Origin of the sequence: Actinoplanes regularis, assembly GCF_900188005.1 — a bacterium.
Lineage (GTDB): Bacteria > Actinomycetota > Actinomycetes > Mycobacteriales > Micromonosporaceae > Actinoplanes > Actinoplanes regularis.
The window spans coordinates 79,775-104,058 of sequence record NZ_FZNR01000014.1 but is presented as its reverse complement, the minus strand read 5'-3'; the positions used below and the strand labels follow the sequence as shown (position 1 = coordinate 104,058).

At 70.7% G+C, this 24,284-nt stretch carries 25 protein-coding genes, 1 tRNA gene and 1 pseudogene; 14 read left to right on the top strand and 13 right to left on the bottom strand.

Annotation, left to right across the window (positions count from 1 at the left end; genetic code table 11):
• The first annotated feature begins 62 nt into the window (after nt 1–62).
• A complete protein-coding gene (locus CHC09_RS30190; protein WP_089296631.1) occupies nt 63–671 on the top strand; it encodes a TetR family transcriptional regulator in 609 nt (202 codons plus the stop codon).
• The gene (locus CHC09_RS30185; RefSeq protein ID WP_089296630.1) at nt 668–2,821 is read left to right on the top strand and encodes an MMPL family transporter; all 2,154 of its coding nucleotides are present in this window, start codon (nt 668–670) and stop codon (nt 2,819–2,821) included. Before CHC09_RS30190 ends, CHC09_RS30185 begins: the two co-directional genes overlap by 4 nt.
• 4 nt (nt 2,822–2,825) lie before the next feature.
• Here the strand turns inward: CHC09_RS30185 and CHC09_RS30180 are convergent, their stop codons facing one another.
• Both CHC09_RS30180 and CHC09_RS30175 read right to left on the bottom strand, forming a co-directional pair.
• Complete coding sequence (locus CHC09_RS30180; RefSeq protein ID WP_089296629.1) at nt 2,826–3,524, bottom strand: histidine phosphatase family protein; 699 nt, start codon at nt 3,522–3,524, stop codon at nt 2,826–2,828.
• Between the two features lie 7 nt (nt 3,525–3,531).
• The gene (locus CHC09_RS30175; protein WP_089296738.1) at nt 3,532–4,272 is read right to left on the bottom strand and encodes an SDR family oxidoreductase; all 741 of its coding nucleotides are present in this window, start codon (nt 4,270–4,272) and stop codon (nt 3,532–3,534) included.
• Nucleotides 4,273–4,388: 116 nt separating this feature from the next.
• Here CHC09_RS30175 and CHC09_RS30170 point away from each other — a divergent pair, with 116 nt between their 5' ends.
• Nucleotides 4,389–4,856 carry a nitroreductase/quinone reductase family protein gene (locus tag CHC09_RS30170; RefSeq protein ID WP_089296628.1) on the top strand — a complete coding sequence of 156 codons (468 nt, stop codon included), beginning with the start codon at nt 4,389–4,391 and terminating at the stop codon, nt 4,854–4,856.
• A gap of 43 nt (nt 4,857–4,899) precedes the next feature.
• Here the strand turns inward: CHC09_RS30170 and CHC09_RS30165 are convergent, their stop codons facing one another.
• Together CHC09_RS30165 and CHC09_RS30160 are read right to left on the bottom strand one after the other, a co-directional pair.
• The gene (locus CHC09_RS30165) at nt 4,900–6,345 is read right to left on the bottom strand and encodes a family 43 glycosylhydrolase (protein ID WP_089296627.1); all 1,446 of its coding nucleotides are present in this window, start codon (nt 6,343–6,345) and stop codon (nt 4,900–4,902) included.
• Between the two features lie 115 nt (nt 6,346–6,460).
• Nucleotides 6,461–7,093, bottom strand: coding sequence for a TetR/AcrR family transcriptional regulator (locus CHC09_RS30160; protein ID WP_089296626.1), 633 nt, complete (start codon nt 7,091–7,093; stop codon nt 6,461–6,463).
• Nucleotides 7,094–7,174: 81 nt separating this feature from the next.
• Between CHC09_RS30160 and CHC09_RS30155 the strand changes: the two genes are divergently transcribed.
• Nucleotides 7,175–8,254, top strand: coding sequence for an FAD-dependent oxidoreductase (locus CHC09_RS30155; protein ID WP_089296625.1), 1,080 nt, complete (start codon nt 7,175–7,177; stop codon nt 8,252–8,254).
• 90 nt (nt 8,255–8,344) lie between these two features.
• Complete coding sequence (locus CHC09_RS30150) at nt 8,345–8,746, top strand: nuclear transport factor 2 family protein (protein WP_089296624.1); 402 nt, start codon at nt 8,345–8,347, stop codon at nt 8,744–8,746.
• Here the strand turns inward: CHC09_RS30150 and CHC09_RS30145 are convergent.
• Together CHC09_RS30145 and CHC09_RS30140 are read right to left on the bottom strand one after the other, a co-directional pair.
• Entirely contained in the window at nt 8,740–10,200 is a 1,461-nt protein-coding gene (locus CHC09_RS30145; RefSeq protein ID WP_089296623.1) for an aldehyde dehydrogenase family protein, read from the bottom strand. The genes CHC09_RS30150 and CHC09_RS30145 overlap by 7 nt on opposite strands.
• A 9-nt stretch (nt 10,201–10,209) precedes the next feature.
• Nucleotides 10,210–11,145, bottom strand: coding sequence for a DMT family transporter (locus tag CHC09_RS30140; RefSeq protein WP_239138579.1), 936 nt, complete (start codon nt 11,143–11,145; stop codon nt 10,210–10,212).
• 72 nt (nt 11,146–11,217) lie between these two features.
• On the opposite strand from CHC09_RS30140, the gene CHC09_RS30135 reads away from it, so the two are divergent.
• Complete coding sequence (locus CHC09_RS30135) at nt 11,218–12,120, top strand: LysR family transcriptional regulator (RefSeq protein WP_089296621.1); 903 nt, start codon at nt 11,218–11,220, stop codon at nt 12,118–12,120.
• On the opposite strand, the gene CHC09_RS30130 is transcribed toward CHC09_RS30135, so the two are convergent.
• From CHC09_RS30130 to CHC09_RS30120, 4 genes are all read right to left on the bottom strand, one after another.
• Nucleotides 12,095–12,964, bottom strand: coding sequence for a hypothetical protein (locus CHC09_RS30130; RefSeq protein WP_089296620.1), 870 nt, complete (start codon nt 12,962–12,964; stop codon nt 12,095–12,097). The two genes, CHC09_RS30135 and CHC09_RS30130, sit on opposite strands and share 26 nt — an antisense overlap.
• Nucleotides 12,965–13,352: 388 nt before the next feature.
• Nucleotides 13,353–13,446 (bottom strand) — tRNA-OTHER (locus CHC09_RS46650).
• 19 nt (nt 13,447–13,465) lie between these two features.
• The gene (locus CHC09_RS30125; protein WP_089296737.1) at nt 13,466–14,197 is read right to left on the bottom strand and encodes a DUF7873 family protein; all 732 of its coding nucleotides are present in this window, start codon (nt 14,195–14,197) and stop codon (nt 13,466–13,468) included.
• A gap of 91 nt (nt 14,198–14,288) precedes the next feature.
• Nucleotides 14,289–16,391, bottom strand: a complete 2,103-nt coding sequence (locus tag CHC09_RS30120; RefSeq protein ID WP_089296619.1) for a galactose oxidase-like domain-containing protein — start codon at nt 16,389–16,391, stop codon at nt 14,289–14,291.
• 610 nt (nt 16,392–17,001) lie between these two features.
• On the opposite strand from CHC09_RS30120, the gene CHC09_RS30115 reads away from it, so the two are divergent.
• Both CHC09_RS30115 and CHC09_RS30110 read left to right on the top strand, forming a co-directional pair.
• Nucleotides 17,002–17,856 (top strand): hypothetical protein, encoded by an 855-nt coding sequence (locus CHC09_RS30115; RefSeq protein ID WP_089296618.1) that lies wholly within the window; start codon nt 17,002–17,004, stop codon nt 17,854–17,856.
• Nucleotides 17,857–17,921: 65 nt separating this feature from the next.
• Nucleotides 17,922–18,722, top strand: a complete 801-nt coding sequence (locus tag CHC09_RS30110) for a copper homeostasis protein CutC (RefSeq protein ID WP_089296617.1) — start codon at nt 17,922–17,924, stop codon at nt 18,720–18,722.
• 269 nt (nt 18,723–18,991) lie between these two features.
• Here CHC09_RS30110 and CHC09_RS47940 read toward each other — a convergent pair.
• Nucleotides 18,992–19,186 (bottom strand): annotated as a pseudogene (locus CHC09_RS47940) (putative PEP-binding protein); the annotation flags it as partial.
• Between CHC09_RS47940 and CHC09_RS46645 the strand changes: the two are divergent.
• Together CHC09_RS46645 and CHC09_RS30100 are read left to right on the top strand one after the other, a co-directional pair.
• Nucleotides 19,154–19,378 (top strand): hypothetical protein, encoded by a 225-nt coding sequence (locus CHC09_RS46645; RefSeq protein ID WP_179277335.1) that lies wholly within the window; start codon nt 19,154–19,156, stop codon nt 19,376–19,378. The pseudogene CHC09_RS47940 and the gene CHC09_RS46645 sit on opposite strands and share 33 nt — an antisense overlap.
• Nucleotides 19,379–19,472: 94 nt before the next feature.
• Nucleotides 19,473–19,967 (top strand): hypothetical protein, encoded by a 495-nt coding sequence (locus tag CHC09_RS30100; RefSeq protein WP_089296615.1) that lies wholly within the window; start codon nt 19,473–19,475, stop codon nt 19,965–19,967.
• 188 nt (nt 19,968–20,155) lie between these two features.
• Here CHC09_RS30100 and CHC09_RS30095 read toward each other — a convergent pair whose 3' ends face one another.
• Entirely contained in the window at nt 20,156–20,767 is a 612-nt protein-coding gene (locus CHC09_RS30095; RefSeq protein WP_089296614.1) for an NAD(P)-dependent oxidoreductase, read from the bottom strand.
• A gap of 62 nt (nt 20,768–20,829) precedes the next feature.
• Here CHC09_RS30095 and CHC09_RS30090 point away from each other — a divergent pair, with 62 nt between their 5' ends.
• Nucleotides 20,830–21,204, top strand: a complete 375-nt coding sequence (locus CHC09_RS30090; protein ID WP_089296613.1) for a winged helix-turn-helix transcriptional regulator — start codon at nt 20,830–20,832, stop codon at nt 21,202–21,204.
• Nucleotides 21,205–21,254: 50 nt separating this feature from the next.
• The gene (locus CHC09_RS48530; protein WP_275407900.1) at nt 21,255–21,380 is read left to right on the top strand and encodes a hypothetical protein; all 126 of its coding nucleotides are present in this window, start codon (nt 21,255–21,257) and stop codon (nt 21,378–21,380) included.
• 13 nt (nt 21,381–21,393) lie between these two features.
• Here the strand turns inward: CHC09_RS48530 and CHC09_RS30085 are convergent, their stop codons facing one another.
• Nucleotides 21,394–22,293, bottom strand: a complete 900-nt coding sequence (locus CHC09_RS30085) for a LysR family transcriptional regulator (RefSeq protein WP_089296612.1) — start codon at nt 22,291–22,293, stop codon at nt 21,394–21,396.
• 72 nt (nt 22,294–22,365) lie between these two features.
• Here CHC09_RS30085 and CHC09_RS30080 point away from each other — a divergent pair, with 72 nt between their 5' ends.
• Both CHC09_RS30080 and CHC09_RS30075 read left to right on the top strand, forming a co-directional pair.
• Complete coding sequence (locus tag CHC09_RS30080; RefSeq protein ID WP_089296611.1) at nt 22,366–23,322, top strand: FAD-dependent oxidoreductase; 957 nt, start codon at nt 22,366–22,368, stop codon at nt 23,320–23,322.
• A gap of 33 nt (nt 23,323–23,355) precedes the next feature.
• On the top strand, nt 23,356–24,261 hold the full coding sequence (locus CHC09_RS30075) for an oxygenase MpaB family protein (protein ID WP_089296610.1): 906 nt from the start codon (nt 23,356–23,358) through the stop codon (nt 24,259–24,261).
• Nucleotides 24,262–24,284: the final 23 nt, after the last annotated feature.

The window sequence follows — 24,284 nt, the reverse complement described above, 5'->3', positions numbered from 1 at the left end:
CCGCCTGTGCGGGCCGAACGAGCGGCTTTGCCGGGCTCATACATACGTGCAAGAATGTATGTATGAGACGAACGGCGGAGGATGCGGCGGCCACCCGGGTCGCACTGCTTGACGCGGCGCTCGCGGTGATCGCTCGCGACGGTTACCCGGCGACCCGGCTGGAGGAGGTCGCGAAGCACGCCGGCGTGACCCGAGGCGCGCTCTATCACCACTTCAGCGGCAAGGCCGAGCTGTTCGACGCGGCGGTCGCGGCTCGCTGGGCCGAGGTGGCCGTCGAGGTCTTCGGCGACCTCGACGGCACGGAGCCGGCGCTGCGGCGTCTGGAGCGGTTCGTCGCCGGCTACGCGCGGCGCGCCCGGAGCGAGCCGAGATTCCGGGAGCTGCTCACGGTCGTGGTGCTGCGAACCGGGTCGCGGCCGGAGCTCGCCCCGGGCCTGCGGGAGAAACAGCAGGCCACCGATCTGTGGCTGGAGGCGCTGCTGCCCACGCTGGCGGAGGCGGAAGCCGCCGGCGAGCTGCGGGCCGGCCTGGACGCGCGGGCCGCCGCGGGCGACGTGCTGACGGCGCTGTACGGCGTCACGGTCCTCTGCGCGCTGCCCGACGGGGCCGATACCGGCCTGGTGGACGCCGGCCGCCTCGCTCGGACGATCGTGCGCGGGCTCGGCCGGTGACCGGTCGTGCCCTCGCCGCCGTCGGCACGTGGGTCGCTCGGCACCCCTGGCGGATGCTGGGTGTCTGGCTGGTGCTGCTGGCCGGCGCGGTCGCGCTGGAGCCGGTGTTCAGCGCCCGGCAGACCGCGATCACGTACACGGTCGACGGCAGCGAGTCCGCCCGGGTCGAGGAGCTGTTGCGGACCCGGTTTCCCGGGCGCGGCGCGGAGGACGACCTGGTGGTCCTCTCCACACCGAGCGCCTCGATCGCCGAACCGGCCCAGCGGGACATCGTCGAGCGGGTCCTGAGCCGGCTCGAGCGGGAGCCGGACGTCGTCCGGGTGCTGTCGCCGTACTCCGGGCCGGGCATGGTGGCCGCCGACTCGCGAGCGGCGGTCGCGGCCGTCGCGTTACGGGGCAGCCGCGCCGGGATCCAGCGGCGGGCACCGGAGCTGCAACGCCTGCTCGACGACGAGACCCGGGGTACGCCGGTCCGCGCGTACCTGGTCGGCTACGGACCGCTCGCGCAGGCGGTGGTCGACGCCGAGACCGCCGGCGCCAGCCGCGCCGAGGCGATCGGCGTGCCGATCGCGCTGCTGGTGCTGCTGCTCGCGCTGGGCACGGTCGTCGCGGCGCTGCTGCCGATCGCGACCGGCGGGTTCGGCCTGCTGCTGGCCTTCGGAATCCTGGGCCTGGCGAGCCTGGCGACACCGCTCAACGGGATCCTGTCCGCGGTCGTCCCGATGATCGGGCTGGGTGTGGGCATCGACTACGCGATGTTCCTCGTCACCCGGTTCCGGGAGAACCTGGCGGCCGGCGGCACCGGAACGCGTCCGGGACGGCCGGCGGTGGTGGACGCGGTCGCGGCCGCCATGCGGACCTCCGGCACCACCGTGCTGTTCTCGGGCGCCGTCGTCATGATGTGTCTGCTGACCCTGCTCGTGATTCCCGCTCAGACGTTCCGCCATCTGGCACTGGGCATGACCCTCGCCGTCGGCACCGCTGTCCTGACGGCGCTGACCCTGCTGCCGGCGGTCCTCACCCTGCTCGGCGGCGGCGTCGAGCGGCCGGCCCTGCCCTGGCGGGACCGGGTCGTGGCACGCGCCGAGCGTCCGGGCACGGCTCTGGCCCGCTGGGTCGATACGGTGACGCGCCACCCGGTGCCGGTGGCCGCGCTCGCGGTGGCCGCGCTCCTCGTCGCCACCCTGCCGGTGCTGCACCTGCGGCTCGGCATCGACCTGGGCGCGAACGGGCTCGGTGACTCCGCGGCCGGGCAGGGCCACCGGATCCTGGCCGAGCGGTTCAGCGCGAACGCGGTCCTGCCCTTGGACGTGGTCCACACCGCACGTGACTCGGGGACGGTGACAGAGCGGATCCGGCGGATTCCCGGCGTGGCCGAGGTGCTCTCCGGCCCCGGCGACCGGAGCGCGGACGGCCGTTCGGTCCATCTGTCCGTGATCCTCGCGGTGCCGCCCGACTCGGCCGCGGCGCTCGAGGTCGTCCGTGAACTCCGGGCGCTACCCGTTTCGGACGGCGATCTTCAGGTCGGTGGGCCCACCGCGGAGTTCCTCGACCTGAGCGAGCAGACCCGCGACCGGACGTGGCTGGTCATCGCCCTGGTGCTGGGGCTGTCGTTCGTGTTCCTGACGGTCGTCTTCCGGAGCCTGCTGCTGCCGTTGAAAGCGGTCGCCATGAACCTGCTCGCCACCGGTGCCGCGTACGGGCTGCTGGTGTGGGGATTCCAGGACGGCCGGCTGGCGCGGCCGCTGGACTTCGCCAGCAGCGGCAGTGTCCAGGTCTACCTGCCGCTGACCGCGTTCGCGCTGCTGTTCGGACTGTCCATGGACTACGAGGTGTTCCTGATCCGGCGCATCCGGGAGGTCTGGCGCGCCACCGGCGACACGACCCACGCCGTCACGGCCGGGCTGCGGCACACCGCGCTGCCGATCACCGCCGCGGCCGCGATCATGGCCGCCGTCTTCGGCGCCTTCGTCACCTCCGACGTGCTGGAGATGAAACAGATCGGCTTCGGTCTCGCCGCCGCCGTGCTCATCGACGCCACCCTGATCCGTATCGTGCTCGTGCCCGCCGTCATGTGCCTCGCCGGTCGGTGGAACTGGTGGTTGCCCGCCCGGCTCGACCGCCTTCTCCCGCACCTCGACGCCGATTGACGAGTCAGCGATAGGTGAGCAGGCCCGGTGCCGTCTCCGTGTGGGTGTGCTCGTTGAAGGTGGACAGGGAGAGGCCGCCGCGGCCGGCGATCACCTTGGTCACGCCGGTGTTGACCGAGACGCGGTTCAACGCGGCCCAGAGCGTCGCCGGAGCCTCCGGGCCGACGGTGAGCAGGGCGGCCGCCATGGCGATCGGGCCGCCGGAGCTCACGGCGAGGATGTCGCGGTGCTGCCGCAGCAGCGTGGAGACCTCCTTCAGGGCGGTGGCGACGCGATCGCGGAAGGCGGTGAACGACTCGGCGTACTCCACGTCGTGCCCGCCGGAGGACCAGCGCAGCGTGGCCGCGTCGAAGACCTCCTGGAACGCGCGGTCCGGGCGCTCCGAGAGGTTCAGCTCGGCCATCATCGCCGCGCGGTCGCGGAACGCCGGGCGGTGGATCTCGACGACGTGCTGGAAGTCGAACTCGTTCCAACCCGGGTCGGTGACCAGCGGGATCGAGGCGCCCAGGCCCTCGAGGATCCCGTCGAGGGTCTCCTCGTGGCGGCGCATCGTTCCGCGCAGGACCAGACCCGGTGCGAAGCCACGGGCGGCGAGGACCCGGCCGAGCACGCGGGCCTGCTCGTGGCCGAGTTCGGACAACGCGTCGTAGTCGTCCGCGCCGAAGGACGCCTGACCGTGCCGGATCAGCAGAAGACGGGCCATGATTCGGTCACACCATCTTTCGTACGATCGAAAGCGGCAACAACCGCATCGCCACGCCGATCGGGACCCACGGCCACGCCGGAACGTACGCCTTGACCCGGCGCTTCTCGATCGCCTTGACCATCGCCCGTACCCCGACCGGGGTTTCGACAATGAATTTGGTCTTCTGCGTCACGTGCTCGTTCATCTCCGAGCGGATGTATCCGGGGTAGACGACCGAGACGTCCACGCCGGGGATCCGCTCCGATCGGACACCCTCGGCGATCGCCGCCACGCCGGCCTTGGTCGCGGCATAGGTGGTCATCGACTTGCGCATGCCGCGCAGCGCGGACATCGACGAGATCATGACCAGGTGTCCCCGCCCCTGCGCCCGGAAGATCTGCAGAGCGGCCTCGGTCTGCGTGAGCGCGCCGACGAAGTTCACCATGGCGGTCGCCCGGTTCGCGTCGAACCGCCCGGTCCCCAGCGGCGCGCCCTTGCCGAGACCGGCGTTGACGACCACCCGGTCGATCTGCCCGAACTCGTCCGCGAACTGCTGGAACACGGCGAACACCGCGTCGTCGTCGGTGACGTCCAGCCGCTTCACCAGCACCCGCCGGTCGGGAAGCTCGTCACGAAGCTTCTCGAGCCGGTCGATCCGGCGGGCGCACAGTGCCAGGTCGTAGCCGAGCGCGGCGAACTGACGCGCCATCTCCTCGCCCAGGCCGGCACTCGCACCGGTGATGAGCACCACGGGACGTTGATCCATGCCGACACCGTAGGGCACGGCCGGAATCCTCTCCCGCGGTGCTGGCGATTCCGGTCGTGATCAAGCAGACTCGGGATCCCGCTCGGCCCTGTTCAACCCGGGAAGGTCATCGGCTGATGGTTTGGAAGAGTTTCTGGCGCGCGATCGGGTCGATCCCGGGTTTCACGCCGGTCGCGAAGCGCACGGTCGTGATCGACCGCTGGCTGAGCCGGGTCACCCACGGCCGGGTCGTCGCGCTCGGGATGGCGCCCGGGCTGCTGCTCACCACGATCGGCCGGCGCAGCGGCCAGCAGCGGCAGTCGCCGCTGCAGTTCGTGGCCGAGGGTGACGCCTACGTCGTGGTCGGCTCCAACTGGGGTGGGCCGAACGCCCCGGCCTGGGTGCACAACCTGCGCGCGAACCCCCGCGCCACCGTCACCGTCGGCGGACGGGACATCGCGGTCGAGGCGCGCGAGGCCACCGACGACGACCGGGAACGGCTCTGGCAGCTCTTCGTCGACCAGTGGCCGGGTTACGCCCGCTACCGTGAGCGGGCCGCGCACCGCACCCTGCGGATCTTCCGCCTGGTCCCGGTCGGCGAGTGAGCCGGGGCGGCGGCAGCGCCACCGCCCCGGCGGTTCCTGCCGGTCAGCCCAGCCGCCACAGCTGGGCGGCCAGGCCGTTGCAGGCGTACAGGGACAGGCGCGCGCCGTTGGCGGCGTTCCACTCGTAGTTGTCCAGGCACATGTTGCCGGCGATGTTGCGCAGGGAGAACCAGCCGTTGCCGCGATCCTGGACGGTCCACCGCTGGGCGGTGGACCCGTTGCAGGTGTAAAGGCCGACATCCGCGTTCGACGCGGTGCTGGAGTTCAGGTCGTCCAGGCAGGTGCCGGTGTTGCGGTTACGGATCTCGTAGTACCCGCCGGCCTTGTAGCTGAGCTCCCACTGCTGGGCGACGCCGCCGTTGCAGTCGTAGAGGCGGACTAGGGCGCCCAGTGTGGTGTCCCGGTTGTAGTTGTCGACGCACCGGTTGCTGTGCTGGCCACGGATTCCCGGATCGGTGACGGTGCTGGGAATCGGCTGGCCGAAGAACGGATCGCCGTTCTCACGCCAGAGCAGCTGCTGCATACGGGTGTGCCGGTTCGGGTCGGTCAGCGCGTCCGGCGTCGGGGTGGCGTAGTCCCGGGCGTGGTAGACGAGCATGTCGGTGGTGCCGTCCTCGGCGACGGTGAAGCTGCCGTGGCCGGGGCCGTAGACGCCGTTGGCGGTCTGGAACACCGGGTTGGGATGCTTGTACCAGGACGTGGGATTGAGCAGATCGGCGTCGTCCCAGGACGACAGCAGGCCCAGCTTGTAGCGGGAGTCCGTCGCGGAGGCCGAATAGGCGATGTAGACGCGGCCGTTCTTCACCAGCGGTGACGGGCCCTCCACGACGCCGGCGACGCCCTCCATCTCCCAGCTGACGGTCGGCCGGGCGATCTCCACCGCGGTCCCGGTGATGCCGGTGGCGCCGTTCATCCGGGCGATGTACATGTGGCTGTTGAAGTTCGTCGACGGGCTGTCCTGTGCCCAGACGAAGTAGCGGATCCCGCGATTGACGAACGACGCCGCGTCGAGCTGGAACGACTCCCAGCCCGTGTTGAACCGCTGCGGCGCGCTCCACGTGCAGGTCATCGGGTTTGCGCAGGTGTTGCGGATCCAGTACAGCCGCTGATCGAACCGCGCGGTGCCGGGCGACGCCGAGAAGTACATGTACCAGGCGCCGTCGATGTACTGGAGGTCGGGTGCCCAGATCCAGCCGCTGAGCGCTCCGCTGGACGGCGCGACGAACGCGTTCGTCGTCGCGGCGGTGCCCAGCCCCTGCAGGGTGGTCGCGCGGCGCAGTTCGACGCGCTTGTAGTCGGGCACCGAGGCGGTCATGTAGTAGTAGCCGTCGGTGTGCTTGAAGATCGCGGTGTCGGCGCGCTGGGAGATGACCGGATTGCGAACGGTGATGAACTGGGCGGACGCCGGTGCGGCGAACCCGGCCAGCAGCGTGACCACCAGGGCCAGTACGACCGTGGCTTTGCGACGGATGTGAGCGGGGAGATCCATCGTGACTTCCTTGTGGACGGAGACGGGGGACGGGGACGCAGGTTTGTGATCGCTAACATGCGTGCCCGAGGGCCGTTCCGTCAAGAACCGTCGATGAATCCTGGATCGCCCGTCGTCAGTTCTCCTCGAGGCCGATCACCCGGGCGAGCAGGGCCACCTGGTCCGCGAAGTGCTCGATGAACTCGGGGGAGCGCGGATCCACCCCGCACAGGCCCTCGATCACGTGCGGCAACGTGGTCGGCGCCATGCACGCGGCCATCAGCATGATCTGCAGGCAGACCGGATCGAGCTCGGGCGGCAGCCGGCCGTCGTCCTGCAGGGCGCGGAGCTTGGTGACGCTGTCGCCGAGCATCCGGGACCGGGCTTCCCGGTCGGGGTCGTCGTGCGGGCCGGTGTACTGCAGGCCGCTCCAGGCGAACATGCGGAAGCCCGCCGGGTTGCGCAACGCCTCCAAGGCATAGCCGCGCAGCTGTTCCGGCAGGGGTGTCCCGGGCGGTGACAACTCGCCGCGACGCTGCTGCCACTGCTCGGACATGGCCCGGTACAGGCCCTCCTTGCCGCCGAAGTAGTACGACACCAGTTGCTGGTTGACTCCGGCCCGGGTGGCGATGCCCCTGGTCCGGGCGCCGGCGTAGCCGTGCTCGGCGAACTCGGCGGCCGCCGCATCGAGGATCCGTTGCCGGGTGCGCTCGGGGTCGCGCTGCCGCTCCTGCGGTGTGGGTGACCTGCGCGGACGTGGTGATGTCACACCTTGATCGTACGCCTGCGAAGGGCCTTTAACCAATCATTTGATTGACAAGAGCATGCAGGAGGTTGATACCTTGCGGGCATGACACGAGTACTGATCAGCGGCGCCGGCATCGGTGGCCTCGCGCTCGCCCAGGCGCTGCGCCGAGGTGGCCTGGACGTCGCCGTCCACGAGCAGGATCCCACCCCGCAGACCCGCGGCCAGGGCTATCGCCTGCACATCGACCCGAACGGGAACGCCGCGCTCCGGGCCTGCCTGCCGCCCGAGGTCCTGGACCTGGTCCGGCGCACCAGCGGGGTCAACGGTGACCTGGTGGCGACGTACACCCAGCACCTGGTGCGGGTGTACGGGCAGGAGTTCCCCGGCATCCCCGCCGACGAGATCACCAACGTCGACCGGGAGACGCTCCGGCGCGGGCTGCTCACCGGGTTGAGCGAGAACGTCACCTTCGGCCGGACGGTGACCGGCTACCGGATCACCGGTGCGGGCCGGGTCCGGGTCGAGTTCGCCGACGGTGGCGGCGACGAGGGCGACCTGCTGGTCGGCGCGGACGGCGTCGGCTCCGCCGTGCGACGGAAGCTGATCCCGCACGCGGCGCCGCGCGACCTCGGCCTGCGGTGCGTCTATGGCCGGATGCCGATCGACGCGACCACCGAGCCGCTGATCCCCGCGGACTTCAGCCGCGGCTTCTGCTGGGTCGCCGGCGAGAACGGCTACGGCGTCGGCTTCGCGCCCGTCCGGTTCCGCGACCGGTCCGGCGGCTACCTGATGATCGCCCTGGTCACGGCCGCTGAGGCGCTGCCCGGCGACCTGTTGGGGGTGGTGCTGGAGGCCACTGCGGACTGGCATCCGGCGATCAAGACCTTGCTGTCGTACGCCGACAGCACCTCGTTCTTCCCGATCACGATCCGGGCGAGCGACCGCGTCGACCCGTGGCCGTCCGGCCCGGTCACCCTGCTCGGCGATGCCATCCACACCATGCCGCCGGCCGGCGGGGTCGGCGCCAACACCGCCCTGCAGGACGCGGCCACCCTCGCCGCTGAACTGCTCTCCGGAAAACCGGTTCTGGAGGCGGTCGCCGCCTACGAACGGGTCATGATCCCGCGTGGTTTCGACACGGTGGAGAACTCACTCCGCATGATCGGCCAGATGATTCGGTAGGTGCCTCGTGGACTCGGCGCGATTGTCCACAAGTGAAACGTGTTCTATTCTCATTGACGTTCCGGCTGCTCGGCAGAGGAGGGACGTGCGATGACCTCGGTGGTGTCGACCATCCGTGACCTGGCGCGGCGATCGCAGGCGGCGGCCGGCGCGAAGGACCGCGAGGGCTGGCTCGGCCTCTTCGCCGACGACGCGGTCGTCGAGGACCCGGTCGGTCCGTCCCCGCTCTGCCCGGACGGTCGCGGACATCGCGGTGCCGCGGCCATCGCCCGGTTCTACGACAACGTGATCGGGCGGGCCGAGCGGATGCGCTTCGAGATCGAGCGGTCCTACCTCTGCGGCGACGAGGTCGCCGACGTCGGCGCCATCCACATCACGCTGCCGGGCGGAAAGTCCACGCGGGTGCGCGGCGTCTTCACATATCGGGGCGACGGCGCGGGCAAGATCGCGGCGCTGCGGGCGTACTGGGAGTTCGGCAACCGCGATCATTGAGGATCGCGGCCGGCCGGGGCGCCGATGATGACGGTCTGCAGCTCGGTGAACGTCTCCATCGCGTGCGGCCCGCCCACCCGCCCGAGGCCGCTGTCCGAGCCCGCGCGGCCACCGAACGGCAGGTGGCTCTCCCAGTAGTTCGTCGACTCGTTGATGTTGACCCAGCCGGTGCGGACCGCGTCGGCGAAGGCCAGGCCCCGTTGCAGATCTTCGGTGTAGATCGCGGCGAGCAGGCCGTAGCGGGACGCGTTGGTCAACTCGATCGCTTCCCGCAGGCTCCGGATCATGACGATCGGCGCGATCGGGCCGAAGGTCTCCTCGGACGCCGCGAGAGCGTCGGCGGGGACCCCGGTGAGAACCGTGGCCGGCCAGTACAGACCGGTCGGGAAACCGCCGGCGGGAGCGCCACCGGTGCGGACGGTCGCACCGCGGGCGACCGCGTCGGCCACGTGCGCGGCCATCTTGGCGGCCACCTCCGGGTTGTTGAGCGGGCCCATCGTGGTCGCGTCGTCGAACGGGTCACCGAGGCGGATCCGGTCCCGGACCGCCGCCGTGAGCCGGTCGGCGAAGTCGTCGTGCACGGACTCGTGGACGAGCAGCCGCTCGCCGGCGGTGCAGCTCTGGCCCGCGCACAGGAAGCAGGCGGTGAGCGCGCCCGCCACGGCCCGATCCAGGTCGGCGTCGTCGAGGACGACGAGCGGACCGTTGCCGCCCATCTCCAGCAGGGTCGCCTTGCTGGCGGCGGCCTGGGCGACGAGGCGGCCGGTCGCGGTCGAGCCGATGAAGGCGACCGCGTCGACGCCGGGATTGCCGGCGATCTCGTTGCCGACCAGCGGGCCGGGCCCGGTCACCAGATTCAGGACGCCGGGTGGCAGGTCGGCCTCGGCGACACACCCGGCGAGGGCGATCGCGGAGATCGAGGTGGAGGGCGCGGGCGTCCAGACGACGGTGTTGCCGACCGCGAGCGCGGGCGCGATCAGCTCGGCCGGCATGGTGTACGGCCAGTTCCACGGCGTGATCACCCCGACCACGCCGCGCGGGCGGCGGACCAGCAGAGCCCGGGTGCCCCGGCCGGACGAGGGTGGCAGCAGCCCGCCGAGCCGCTTGGCGTCCTCGGCCGCCATCCGCCAGTAGAGGATCAGCTCGCCGACCTCGTCGTACGCCTCCGCCTTCAGGGGCTTGCCCTGGTCCAGGGTGAGCGTGCGGGCGAGGGAGTCGCGCTTCGCCTCGATCACGTCGGCGACCCGGTGCAGCAGGGCGGCACGGTCGAAAGCGGAGAGGCGGGCCCATCCAGCGGCGGCCTCGCGGGCGGCCGCGATCGCTTCGCGAGCATCGGTACGATCCCCGTCCGGCACCGTGCCGATCACTTCGCCGGTCGCCGGGCTGGTCGCCGTCGTGACCGCTCCGGACCGGGCCCCGCGCCAGGCGCCATCGACGAACATCCGTAGATCCATCCCTGGACGTTAAACGTTGGACCGCTCCCGCGGGACCTCGACATGCGCGAGATCCGGTAACGGTGTCGCGGCCCGGGCCCGGCTCTCGACGCGCCGGCCGTGGAACGTTCCGGCCAGGACCAGCGCGATACCGGCCACCGTGATCGGGGTCAGATGTTCACCGCCGATCAGGACGCCGACCACGACGGCCCAGACCGGCTCGGTGCCGAGCAGCAGACCGGCCCGGGAAGCGGAGGTGCGGCGGATCGCCCAGAGCTGGACCACGAAGGCGAAGACGCTGCAGCCCAGCGCGAGGTACAGCACGGCCAGCCACTGGGCCGGGCGGTAGGCGGCGGCCGTGGGCAGCAGGGACGGCGCGGCGGCCGCGGTGAAGACGACCGCGCCGAACACGGTCTGCAGGGTGGTCAGCGTGGTCGTGTCGAAGTCGCGGCCGCGGGTCAGCCGGGCGGAGAGCGTGACGTGCGCGGCGCGGACCACGGCGGCCGCCAGCATCAGGGCGTCGCCGAGCGAGGGCCGGCGCAGGCCGGGCCCGGCGACCAGGAGGATCACGCCGGCCGTCGCGGTGGCGGCGGCGAGGAAGAACGACGGCGGGAGCCAGCGGCGGTTGGCGAAACCCTCCAGGACCGGGGTGAGCAGGATGGTCAGGCTGATCAGCACGCCGGCGTTGGTGGCGCTGGTGCGCGCCACGCCGTACGTCTCGAGCACCAGGATCGACGCCTGGGTGGCACCCAGCAGCAGGCCGACGGCGGTCTCGCGCCGGGAGAATCCGCGCGAGCGGCGGGCCGCCAGCAGCGGCAGCATCGCGGCCGCCGAGATCAGGAACCGCAGGGCCAGCAGGACCAGCACGCCACCGGTGACCACCACGGTCTTGGCGGTCAGATAGCTGCTTCCCCAGACCACGGCGACGGCCAGCAGCAGGAGGTCGCTCGAACGCGTTGTCGACACGGGGTGAGCCTCCGACGCGCCGATCCGGTAGACAAGAGGGCAACCTCTGAATCGACGATGTAGTGGAGCCTCATGGATCCGCACCATCTGCGGCTGTTACGCGAGCTCGGGGACCGGGGGAGCGTCGCGGCGGTCGCCCGCGCCCTGCATATCACGCCGTCCGCGGTGTCCCAGCAGTTGAACACGCTGCAGCGGTCGGCGCGGGTGCCGCTGACCGAGCGCAGCGGCCGGCGGCTGGTGCTGACCGAGGCGGGGCGGGCCCTGGCCGTCGCGGCGGTCGAGGTGATGACCGCGCTCGACCGAGCCGACCGGGCCGTCGGCGCCTACCTCGACGATCCGTCCGCGCCGGTCACCGTCTCCGCGTTCCACAGCGCCGCGCTGACCTGGTTCGGGCCGCTCCTGAGGCGGCTCGCGGAGACCGGGGGGCCGCCGGTGCGCTGCGCCGACGAGGATGTCGCGCGGGCCGACTTCCCCAGCCTGGCCGGAGACTACGACCTGGTGCTGGCGCACCGGCTGGAGCACAGCCCGCCCTGGCCGGCCGACCGGGTGACCGTGCTGCCCCTGATCTACGAGCCGCTGTACGTCGCGATGGCCGCCGACTCGCCGCTGGCCGCCAGAGCACGGCTCACCGCCGTCGACGTGGCCGGTGAGCCGTGGATCAGCGTGCACGAGGGGTTCCCGGTGGGCGGAGTGCTGACCGCGATCGCGGCCGCGGCGGGACGGCCGCTCGACATCGTGCACCGGGTCAACGAGTTCACCGTCACCGCGTCGATGGTCGCCGCCGGTGCCGGACTGGCGCTGCTGCCCGGGCACACCACGGTGCCCGACCCGCGGCTGGTGCTGCGGCCGCTCGCCGACCTGCCGGCCGGCCGGCACATCGACGTGCTCACCCGGCCGGAGACCCTGCACCGGGCGGCCGTCCGGACCGTGCTGGACGCGTTGCGTGAGGTCAGCCGTGCCGGTGGTGCTTCTTGACATACGTGTAGCCGGGCTCGAGCGCGTCCTCGTCCATCTGCTCGTTCTCCACCGCGCGGTGGAAGGCGGACAACTGCTTCTCGGAAGGCTGGGCGCCGGGCGGCAGTTTCCGGATGAAGCCCTTCACCCAGTGCTCGCGGCGATCATGAGCCTCGCTCTCCGTCTCGCTGGGAGGCAGCGCCGGCTCCAGCAGCGGGGCGTAGAACAGCAGGTCGGCCGGCTCCTCCCCGTCGACCGCCGGGTAGGAGGGCAGGCCGCTGTCGGCGACGCTGCCCGCCAGCCGGGTCACGTAGCCCTCCCGGATCAGTTGCTCAACCGCGTTCTTCAGCAGGAACGCGCCCTTCTGCCCCCGGCCGAGCCCGGACTGCTTTGCCAGCGCCTCCTCGGGGAACATCGCGCTGCCGTCCTCGAAGACCCGGCCCAGCTTGCGGATCGTCTTCAGCACCTGGCCCCGGTTCGACGGGCGCGGGTCGTAGTCGCGGGTGACCACTGTGGGGTCGTACTCGTGGTAGTAGTTCACCCCGTCGATCCGCATCGGGTCCTCGGTCACCTTGGTGCGCAGGACCACCGCGTCCCGGCCGGCCTGCCAGGAGACGGTCACGAACATCCCGGTCCGGACGTCGGCCGGCCAGGCGATGCCGGTGAACCGCCAGCCGGCCTCCACCTGCTCCAACGTCGCCTCGAAGACCTCCCGGACCGCGGTCGTCCCCTTCACCCGGTGCTCCAGGACGACCGTGACCGGGTCCTGGCCGTGCAGGACCTCGGCGATCTCCTCCGGGGCGGTGCAGCCCGAGGCCTCGAGATCGGCCTGCCAGAGCGTGACCCGGCGAGTCACCGTACGCATGTTCCCTCCCCATTACCGCAGGTCAGGACAGAATGCTCGCACGTCCGCCGGGGCGGCGACCAGTCAGCCGCCGGTCGGCGCCGCCGACGCCGGGGGTGTTCCCGGCCGGAAATGGTGAGTCCCGGCGAAATGGCCATTCGCCGGGACTCGATTGCCACTGAATTGCACACACCAGCACTTTTAAGGGCATGGATCAGTCATAATGACACCGGGTTTTGCCATTAAACTACCGCCGTTCGAAGCACGGCGGGCCGGATTTGAACCGGCATCCGGTGTCGTCGTCCGCACCCGTTCGATCTGGTGATCAGTGGAGAATGCTGACCTTGGAGCGAGAATCTGAGTCTCATACCGGCTGCCTCTGCCAGTTGGGCTACCCCCGCGCGGATCGTGCGGGGGGCGGGACTCGAACCCGCACTGTCACCGGTGGATTCAGCTTCAGCCTCAGCTGTCAGCTTCGCGCCGGTCGCCCGGCGCACCCCCGCGCTCCCACGGGGGAGTCTCCTACTCGAAGAGGTAACCGAACACGGCCGCGCCGATCCGCTGGTCGGTGGCCTCGGTGTTGTTCGCCTCCTCGCGTGCGAATTTGACCGCGGTCTGCAGGGCGAGCACCCGGTCGAGCAGTTCGTTGACCCGCTTGGCCGGCAGCGCCCCGGAGAACTTCACGGTCGTCCAGTAACCGACGGCGACGTCCTCGTAGTACACCTCGACCTGCGCCGGGTGCTTGTCGGTGGCCTCCGCCTTGACGTGGTTGCGCGGCACCTTCTTGGTCCGGTTGGTCCGCACCGGGTCGGTCCGCCAGCTGTCGGTGGAGTCGTCGCGCACCCAGCTCTCGGCCGCGTCCAGCACCGGCAGCTTCTTCACGAACGTGTGCAGGTCGACCAGCTGCTTCTCCAGGAAGAGCAGATAGGTCACCGGGACCTCGTGGGCGATCGTCCGCCCCTCGACCACCACGTCCGCCCGCGCCACGCAGTTGGTGAAGTCCTTCGTGGCGGTCACGTCGAAGAGCCGGGTCAGCGTGCCCGCGACGTCGCGCAGAATCTCCTCGGCCTTGATCTGCACCCGGGTCGACTCGGCGGGCAGCTGCTCGCCCTCCTCGTCCTTCGGCTGGTAGGTCCGCGAGATGCCGGCCAGCGGCCCCGTCTTCTGAACGGCGTGGTGGGCGTCGCTCAGATCAGCGAACGCCTTGCTCTTGACGCCCTTCTCCACGGCGATGATCTGATTCAGCTTCGGCACGGTGTCCCCTTTCTGCCCGGGGACCGTAGCACCCACACCCGACATTTCCCGACCCGTTTTCCGCCGCCGGTTCCGGCACCGTCCACTTTCGTCACCAGGTCCACTTCTGAAGCGCGTTGCCGTTGCACGTCGCGAGTGCGATCGCCGCGTCCTCCGCCGTCGACGCCGCGGCCAGACACAGCGTGGGACTCGCCGTCGGCCGGATCGTGGCGTCCGAACCGAACTGCCACGTCTGCGCGGCAGTGTTGTTGCACGTGTAGGCCCAGATCCGCTGACCCACCGCGAAATTCCGATTCGGTACGTCGGCGCAGTTCCCGAGGACACGCAGCGTCTTGTCGCCCGGAAGCCGGCTCAGCGCCTGTGCCTTCGTGTTGTTGCAGGTGTGGGTCTGGAGGTAGGTCCGGATCGTGAGCACCGCCTGCGGCACGTCGACGCAGCGCCCGCTGCTGCTCTTGACCGGGCTCATCAGCGGGTTCGGGCTCTTGGCGACCTGAACCGTCCTGGCGATCGACGGGACGCCGTCGGCGCCGATGACGAAGAGCAGGTAGTAGCCGGGCGGCGCCACCCCGCCGGTCGGAGGACCGGTGACCGTCAGCGTCGTGCCGGAGGCCGAGAACGCCAACGGCACGTAGCGCTGCCCCTGGTCGATGCTGTGAGTCACGTCGCTCAGGCCGACCAGCGCGACCTTGCTGATGCTCGTGGCCTGCGGCGAGGAGATCGTGAACGCCGTGTTGATGCCGACGCTGGCCGGTGCCGCGGAGATGACCGGTCGCTCGGCCAGGTCACCGCTGCCATCCTTCTTGTAGAGGTACGGCGGAGTGAAGTACTCGATGTTCTTCTCGAGGTATCCGACGGTCATGCAGTCGCTGCAGATTCCGCCGCCGCCGGTCATCACCCGCCCGTCCGGCAACAGCGAGGCCGTCGAGTGATACTGCCGGATGCGACCGGCGCCGGCGAGCACCGTCCACTGGTTCGTCACGGGATCCCAGCGCTCCGCCGTCGTCGCGGCATGATCCAGGTCGACCAGGAGCGAGGTCGCCGCGCTGGTCATGCCGCCGGTCGCCAGGACCGAGCCGTCAGCGAGCAGGGTGGCGTTGAGTTGCCGCCGGCCGGTCGCCAGGGATCCGGTCGGCGCGACGGTCATGGGCTGCCCGGTGGTGCCGACGACGACGGCGGTCCGGGTGGGTACGTTGGCGACACCGCCCTCGGTGATCTTTCCGCCCCCGACGACGATGGTCTTGCCGATGTCGTACGTGGCGAAGCTCCCGTACTCCCGCGCGATCGTGTCGCGGGTGCTGGTCGCCGTGATCACGCCGTTTCCCGCGGTGTTGATGGTGTACCCGGTGGCGTACGGCCCGAAGAGGCCGAGCTGGGTGTCCGGGCGCGAGCCCAGGAACGGGTAGATGCGGGCGCTGTACTGGGTGAAGCCGGTGAGCGGCCGGAGGGCGCCGTTCGTCTGGTAGACCTCGGCGGTCGCGGGGCCTCCGCCGATGATGACCTCCTCGCCGTTCGCCGTCTCCGCGACCGAGGGGTACCAGCGCGCGGCGGCCATGTCATTGCCGCGCGTCCACGTTTCGTTCTGCCAATTGAAGACGTAGGTCCGGACCGTGCCTTGCAGTTGTGCGTTCGCATTGCCGCCGGCGATCAGAATATTGCCGTTGCTGAGATGCGCGAAACCCGCACAGAAGATGTTGGAACCCTGTAAATCAACCCGCTTATATGTGTCGTCCGCCGGATTCCACACCATTGCGCGTGTGAAGCTGTGATCCGGATAGGATTCCGCCGCATTGTCGCCGACCGAGTCCCAGATCAGCACCTTGCCGTTCGGCAGTACCGCCTGGAAGACCGGAATGACGGGCGTGTCGACGACCGGACTCCACGATCCCGACTGGCCCGGGTCGGTGGCCAGCGACGCCTTGCTCCGCGCCGTTCCCGGGCGCAACCCGGTCGCACGCTGGATCCGCGCCGCGTTCCCGGCGGTCCGCTGCTCGATGACCCCGATCGGTGTTCCCACCAGATCCTGGGCCATGTGCTCGGGCGAGTCGTCGTGCGCCTGGCCCTCGGCGTGTTCGTGGACGTGGCCGTCGGCATGCGTGTGCTCGACATTGGCGGCGGCGGATCCGGTGGTGGAGGTCCCGAATAGTAATAATACGGACAGTAGTCCGGAAGTGACGAGGCCGCGACGCGTACGCATGCCAGGCGTTCCCTTTCCCCGTAATCGAGCAGCGAATGCTGTCAACGGCATATCGGACCATTTTCGAGCTGAGGCCGCAACCGTCCGGGCCGTTCATTCAAAGGCGCGGAAAATCTTTTCAGACATACTCGGGCGTGGGCGTCCACAGCAGCGTCTGTTTCATGTGGCCGGACAATTCACCCTATCCCGCCACCAAGTCGTGCATCAATGTCACCTGTCGGTTCCCCGTGGTGATCCACATCGCAAATGGTCGAAACCGGTCTATCGTCCCGGGTTGACTGGACCGATTGGGCGTGCCACGTCCCGAATCGGGCTATGATCAACCTGGTTGAGCCGTTTTGTACTGCGGCCAACCATGCTTCCGTACCCCCTGTCCGGCGTGCCGGGCCACGGCGGGTCTTGCCCACATCCGTTCGGAGTGACCGGCATGTCGCAACACCCACCCTTCGGCCCGTACGGCGAACAGCCCGGTGAACCCGGCGAACCGCGCGAGCCCGGCTGGCCGCCATCTCAACCGTCTCCGGGGCCGGCCGGTGGACCCGGCTGGTCGTCGGACCAACCGCCACCGGCTCAACCTTTTCCGGGGCCGACCGGCCATCCCGGCTGGGGGATGCCACCCGCCGACCCGCGGTTCGACCCGGCCGATCCCCTGATCAGTGCCGACTTCGCGGGCTGGTGGCGGCGCGGCTTCGCGATCATCCGGCGAGGCTGGCGGGTGCTGGCCCTGATGCAGTTGTGTGCGATCGTCCCCGGCCTGGTCCTGATGATCCCCAGCCAGCTCCTCGCCGACCTCGCCGCGAGGGACGAGAGGGACGGGGGCGATTCCTTCGGGACCGGTGAAACCGTGGCCGCCACGGGCGCCCTGCTGGTCGCCTCGGTTCTGATGTGGCTGATCTATTCCGTCGCGGCCCTCGCCACGGCGCGGCTGGTGGTCACCATCGCGACCGGCGCGCAGGTCAGTTTCGGCCAGGCCGTGCGAGCGGCGCTGCCGCGAGTGCCGGCGTTGATCGGCTGGACGCTGCTGTCGGGACTGATCATGCTCGTCGCGCTGCTGGCGTGCATCCTGCCCGTCATCTACGTCGGGGCGGTCTTCGTCGTGCTGCCGGTTGTGGTGCTGTTCGAGCGGGGCAACGTCATCACCCGCTGCTTCAAGCTGTTCAACCACGACCTCGGCGCCGCCGTCAGCCGGGTCGGCGCGATCGCCGGACTGGGCATCGGTATCGGCCTGGCCTTCGTGTGCGTGAGCTGTACCTGGAGCGGGATCCTGTGGGGATCGACGTTCCCGGACACGTCGGCCGTCACGAGTACCGGAGCCGTCATCGCGAACTCGTTGATGGGGACGGTCCTGAGCGCCGTGGCGTCGCTGATCTCCGGCATCGTGCTGACACCGCTGACCGTGGCCACCTACGCGGACCTGCGCGCTCGTCTGGAACCGTTCACCACGGCGCACCTGCCCGCAGCCTAAGCGATCATGGTCGACCGGCCGGGCCTAGGCTGATGGTCAACGGATCTTCCTGAAAGGCGGCTGCCGTGACGGCTCTGGAGATCGCGGTGACCTCCGCAGAGGGTGCGCGCACCGCCTATCGGTGCGGCGCCGACCGGGTCGAACTGTGTTCGGCCCTCGAGGTCGACGGCCTGACCCCGTCGGAAGGGCTGCTGGACACCACATTGGCCGGCCTCGCGGCGCTCACCCCGCAGCCCCGGGAACCGGGCCGGCCGTGGCAGGGCGTTCACGTCCTGATCCGGCCGCGGCCGGGAGACTTCGTCTACGACGCCGACGAGCTGGCCACCGCGGCGGCGGAGGTCCGGGCGGTCTGCCGCGCCGGCGCCCAGGGGGTCGTGGTCGGCGCGCTGACCGACGGCGGCGCCGTCGACACGGCCGCGCTGCGCCTGCTGGCCGAGACCGCCCGGGAGAGCGCCCCGGAGGTGACGGTGACGTTCCACCGCGCGTTCGATCAGACCGCCTCGATCACCCAGGCCCTGGCGGAGCTGCTCGACCTCGGCCTGGTCGACCGGGTGCTGACCTCGGGTGGCAAGGCCGCCGCCGGCCAGGCTGTGGGGGAGCTCGCCGGCCTGGCGGGGCAGTCCGCGGGACGGATCGAGATCATGGCCGGTGGCGGCGTCCGCCTGGACGACATCCCGGCGCTGACGGCCGCCGGCGTGGACGCGATCCACCTGTCGGCGAAGCGGCGTGCCGCCGGGGCGGGGACCTGCGCGGCCCTCCGGCCGGGGGACGACGATCCGGGCGCCTACTTTGTCACCGATGCCGATCGGGTCGCCAAGGCGGCCGCCGCCCTCGGCGTGGCCGGCCGGCACGGAGGCCCAGCCTGAGAGCGGCTCACTTCGTCGACTGGCCGAGGGCGGCGCGGGCCGCGTCCCGCGCCTCGGCCGAGTCGCTCGCGGCGAGCGCCGCCTCGGCGGCCTGGGAGCACTGTTCCGCGGTGAGCTGGCCGAGCTGCGTCCTGACCGCGCGGCGCGGCCTGGGAGGATTGTTCTGCGGTGAGCTGGCCGAGCTGCGTCCCGACCGCGCGGCGCGGCCCGGGAGGACTGTTCTGCGGTGACTTGACCGAGCTGCGCCCCACCACGCGGACCTCCGCCCCGGCCATCGAGAGCGACGTAATTCCCAGGCCGAGCAGCACCGCCGCCAGCGCGGGGTCGGCGGCGGCCTCGCCGCACACCCCGGCGGGCTTACCCGCCCGCTGCCCGGCGCGGGCCGTGATCGCGACCAGCTGGAGCACGGCCGGCTGCCAGGGGTCGGTGAGGTGCGGCAGGTCGGTGGCCATCCGGTCAGCGGCCATCAGGCCGCCCATCTTCGTGAACAGGTCGGTGACCTGCTCGACGGCGCCGTGCAGCGTGCCGGGCAGGTCGTCACCGGCCAGCCGCCCGCAGTCCCTTGTCGCGGGTCAGCTCGGCGGTGGAACCTGACGACCACCGGCCGGGAGGAAGAGGGCGCGGAGACGCAGGTGGAAGCCGACACGAGCGGGTAGCAAATGCCGCCACCCGGTCACCTGAACGCGGAACCCCTTTCAGGGGCACTGGTCGATCCTCGTGCCGTAGCCGGGAATACGCGACTATGGATCGGTGAGCAAAACCAGGTCGATCGGCTGCTATGGAGGACCACCGCCAGAGGTTCCGGACCCGGGACGCGAGATCTGGGCGTACGACGGCGCCCTGTCGATTCTGCTCGGCCAGCTGCTGCGGGACGTCGACGGCATCCCGCCCGAGCACCGCCCGGCCTGGTGGGGGTCGTGTGTGGAGGAGCTGCGCACCCAGGCCATGTTCAGCGACCTGTTCTTCGACGTCGCGCTCCGGCTCACCGCGGACGAACGGGACGAGCTCGCTGACCTGTTCGAGGGCACCGCGCAACGGCTGCGCGAGCGGGCGCCGCGGACGCCGGGCCAAGCCGACGAGTGGCACCTGGTCTTCCGCGGGGACCATGCGTACGACCTGGGCCCGATCGCCGAGCTCGGGCAGGCGCTGGCCGAGCTCCTGCGCGGGGTGCTGCTGTCGCCGCCGCCCGGCACCCTGTGGCTTTACGGGGCGCCGGGCGGGCGAACCACGATCAGTCCGCGTTGAGATCGCGGCGCTGCCGCCCGGCGTTCCTGTAGCTTCGCGGGCCGCCGGACGGCGATCAGTCCGTGTTGAGATCGGGGTGCTGCCGCCCGGCGTTCCTGTAGCTTCGCGGGCCGCCGGACGGCGATGAGTCCGTGTTGAGATCGAGGTACTGCCGCCCGGCGGGCTTTGCGGGGCGGACAGGACGACGATCAGTCCGCGTTGAGGATTGCGGCGCGGGCGCGGTGCAGGGTCGGCTTCTCGATCTCGTCGATCACCGCGACGGCGAGATCCGCGTACGACAGATGCCCCTCCTCGGCGGTCTCGCCGCCGAGGCGATAGCGGCCCAGCCGCGGCTGCTCCAGCGACAGCAGCGCGGGCGGTGTCAGCATCGCCCAGTCCGCGTCCGACTCCCGCAGCCGCTCCAGGCCGGCCGTGTGCGCCCGAGCGAACGCCTGGAACTGCTCGGGCAGCGGACCGGCCCCTTCGAGATTGCTGAACAGGCCGACCGCGACCACCCTCGGCACGCCGGAGGTGACCAGGGCGTCGGCGGCCTTGGCGAAGTACTCCGGGTCGAGGTCGAGCCGGGCCAACTCCTCCGGCCCGGAGGCCGGGCTGACCGCGTTGACGGCGGCGTCGTGACCGCGAACGATCGCGGCGACCGACTCGGGGTCGGTGACGTCGCCGCGTACCGCGGACGGGAGGTCGGGGTGGCGGGCGGGTTCCCGGACGACGGCGGTGACGGTGTGGCCGCGGCTGACGGCCTCGGCGGTGATGGCGCGGCCGGCCCGGCCGCCCGCGCCGAAGATGGCGATGCTGGTCATGTCGGCGAGGCTAGGAGGCGCACCCCCGGTTACCGCAACGGAACCGGCGCTAAGCTCGGGCGATGACGGCCAGCCTGAACCCGGACATGTTCGATGCCGCCTGCCCGACGACCGCGATGCCGTTCCAGATCGGTGACAAGTGGACCGTGATGGTGGTGCTGTGCCTCGAGGACGGGCCGCGCCGCTTCAACGAGCTGCGCGTGCCGCTGCGCCGCGTCACCTCGAAGGTCCTGGCCGAGACGTTGCGTTCGATGGAGCGAGACGGCCTGATCAACCGATTCGCGTACGACGAGAATCCACCCCGCGTCGAATACGAGCTGACGCCCCTGGGCCGCACCCTGCTCGACCTGGTCGACGCCGCCCGCTCCTGGTGCTCGGAGAACATGGACGACCTGGTCGCCGCCCGCGCCGCCTTCACCGCCCGCGACCCCGCTTGAGTCACCCGGCCGCGCTCGCCGGCGTTCGGCCAAGCCACGGGCGCGTCGAGGTGGCGTTGCGCGTCGACGGCGACACCCTCACGGTCGACGCCGCCCTGCCGGACGGTGTGACCGGGGTGCTCTCGCTCCCCGGCCGTCCGGACGGCGAACTGCACCCGGGCCTCAACCAGGGCTGACGGCTTGCCCGGCTCAGTCGGCTGATGCCCCTGGCGGTACCAGTTCGTCCAGTACGGAGATCAGCCGCTGCGTGGCGGGCGACACCCGCCGAGGGTGATAGGCGAGCCCGATGTCGACGGTGGGCACCGGTGCGGTGAAGCGGCGTAGCCTGACTCCCGGCAGGCGCAGCGCCCGCGCACGACCGGCCGGTACCGCCGCCACCACGGATCCCTCGGCCACCGCCCGGAGCAACTGTTCGTCGTCGGGCTCGTGCCGGACCAGGTTGAAGCCGTCATTGGGCCAGACCTGGCCGACGGTCCGGTCGAACATGCCGGGTCCGTTCTCGCGCGGCCACATCACCGCGGGCTCGTCGACGACCTCCTCGCGCGTTATCCGGCCCCGCCTGGCCAGCCGGTGGCCGCTGGGCACCGCCAGAAGCAGTTCCTCACTGCCGATGGTGCGGCAGCAGAGCCGGTCCTCATACAGCGGCGGCCGTACGAACGCGACGTCGAATCTGCCGGACAGCAGGCCCTCGACGTTCGGCGCCGTCCACGCGGTCTCCGAGATCAACTCCACGCGCGGGTTCTGCTCACGGAACCGCGACACGATCGCGTCGACCATCCCGCCCCGCGCCGACCTCGTATACGCGAGGCGGAGCCGGCCGCTCTGCTCGCGCACCGCCGCGTCGATCCGTGCCTGCGCGCTGTCGGCCTGTGCGAGCAGTTCCCGGGCTTCGGCCACGGCCACCGTGCCGACCGCGGTCAGCGTGCAACGGCCCGGTCCCCGCTCGATCAGCCGGGCGCCCAGTTCCCGCTCCAGAACGCGGAGCTGCTGACTCAGTGCGGGCTGCGTGATGTGCAGCCGATCCGCGGCCTTGGTGAAGCTCTCCTCCTCGGCGAGTACCACGAAGTAGTGCAGGCGGCGCAGGTCCATACGCCACTATAAGCGTTTCTAATAGCGGGCAAGCAATTCTGAATTAGACAGTCGGCCCCGTCCCATGAGGCTATGGATCGCATGACGAAGGTGATAGTCGTCGGCTCCGGCATCTCCGGGCTGACCAGCGCGCTCCGCCTGCAACAGGCCGGCGCCTCGGTGACGGTGGCGACCGCGGACAATTTCACTGACACGGTGTCGGCGCTCGCCGCCGCCGTCTGGTACCCGACACATACCGCGGGGAACCCGCGCGTCGCCGACTGGGCGCGGCGGACGTTCGACGAGTTCATGAAGCAGGCGGAGCTCGGCGTCCCGGGCGTCGCCCAGCGGCCCACCCGGATGCTGCTCCGCGAGCCGGCCCCGAAGCCGTGGTGGGCGGAGATCCCGCATGACTTCCGCTACGCGCCGTCCGGCGAGGTGCCGGCCGGATACGCCGCGGAGTGGCGCTTCACCGTGCCGAGCGCGGAGATGGTTCCGTACCTCGGCTGGCTCTCCGATCGGTTCATCGCCGCCGGCGGCGTCGTGCTGCGCCGCCGGCTCGCCAGCCTCCTGGACGCGACCGCGTACGCGCCCGTCGTCGTCAACACGACCGGACTGGCCGCGGGCGTCCTCGCCGACGACCCGGCGGTGCACCCGGCGCGCGGCCAGGTCGTCCTGGTCACCAATCCGGGTCTGACCGTGTCGGTACGCGACGAGGACCATCCGGACGGCATGCTGTACGTCCACCCGCGCTCCGGCGACGTGGTGCTCGGGGGCACGTTCGAGCCGGACTGTCACGACCCGGTGCCGGCCGAGGCGACGGCACGCGCCATCGTCGAACGGTGCATCCGGCTGGTGCCCGAGCTGCGCGGGGCACGCGTGCTCGGCCAGTTCGCCGGCCTCCGCCCCGCCCGCCACGGCGGTGCCCGGGTGGAAGCCGAGGACGGCTGGCTGGTGCACAACTACGGCCACGGCGGAGCCGGGATGACGCTCTCCTGGGGATGCGCCGACGAGGTGACCCGATTGGCACTGGCGCGCGGCCACCGATGATTCCAGGCCGCACCGGTGATCCATAATCGACCGGTGTCGAACAGGTTTGCGAATCTCACGCGCGTCCAGGCCCTTGACCCCGACCGCGACTACCACGACATCTACCAGCAGATGGTCCGTGTCGAGTTCCCGTTCGACCTCAAACTCGGCCTGAACCTCGGCTTCAACCGTTCCTTCTCCACCCCGGCGGTCGCCCGGGTGCTGGCCGGCACCGGCGAGCTCACCGAACGCACCCAGAAGCGTCGCGACGACACCGGCATCCTCATGTACGAGCTGGTCATCAACGGTCTCGACCACCCGCGCAGCCGCGCAGCGATCCGCCGGATCAACCAGATCCACCGCCCGTACCGCGGTCTGCCCGCCGAGGAGTATCTCTACGTTCTCGCCTGCTGCGCGGTGATCCCGCTGCGCTGGCTCGATCGGTACGCCTGGCGCAAGCCGTGCTGCCACGAGCGCCAGGCCACCTTCCGTTTCTACGCGGAGCTGGGCCGCCTCATGAACGTCACCGGCATCCCGGACGATCTGGCCGCGCTGGAGACCTGGTTCGACACCTACGACGCCGAAAATCTCAAACCCAACGAGGCCGCGGTCGCGATCGAGAAGGCGACCCGCTCCCTGCTGCTCGGGAAACTCCCGCGTCCGCTGGTCCCGCTGGGTGATGCCATGGTCAGCGCGCTCTACGACGATCGGCTGCGTGCCGCTACCGGCCTGCGCGAACCCGCCTGGCCGGTGCGGTCCGCGGTGCATACGCTCTTGCGCGCCCGGGCCGGCTTCCTGCGGCATTTCGGCCGGCCGCGGGCGGTGCCGCGCTTCCCTGACGGTCGCCTCACGACGTCCACCTATCCCGACGGCTACGAGATCCAGGACCTCGGACCGAAACCGAGAGACGACGATGATCTGGTACGCCGGTCAGGTGGCCAGGAGGGCGGCCCTGAGTAAGGCGGCCTCTGTCCGTATTCGTC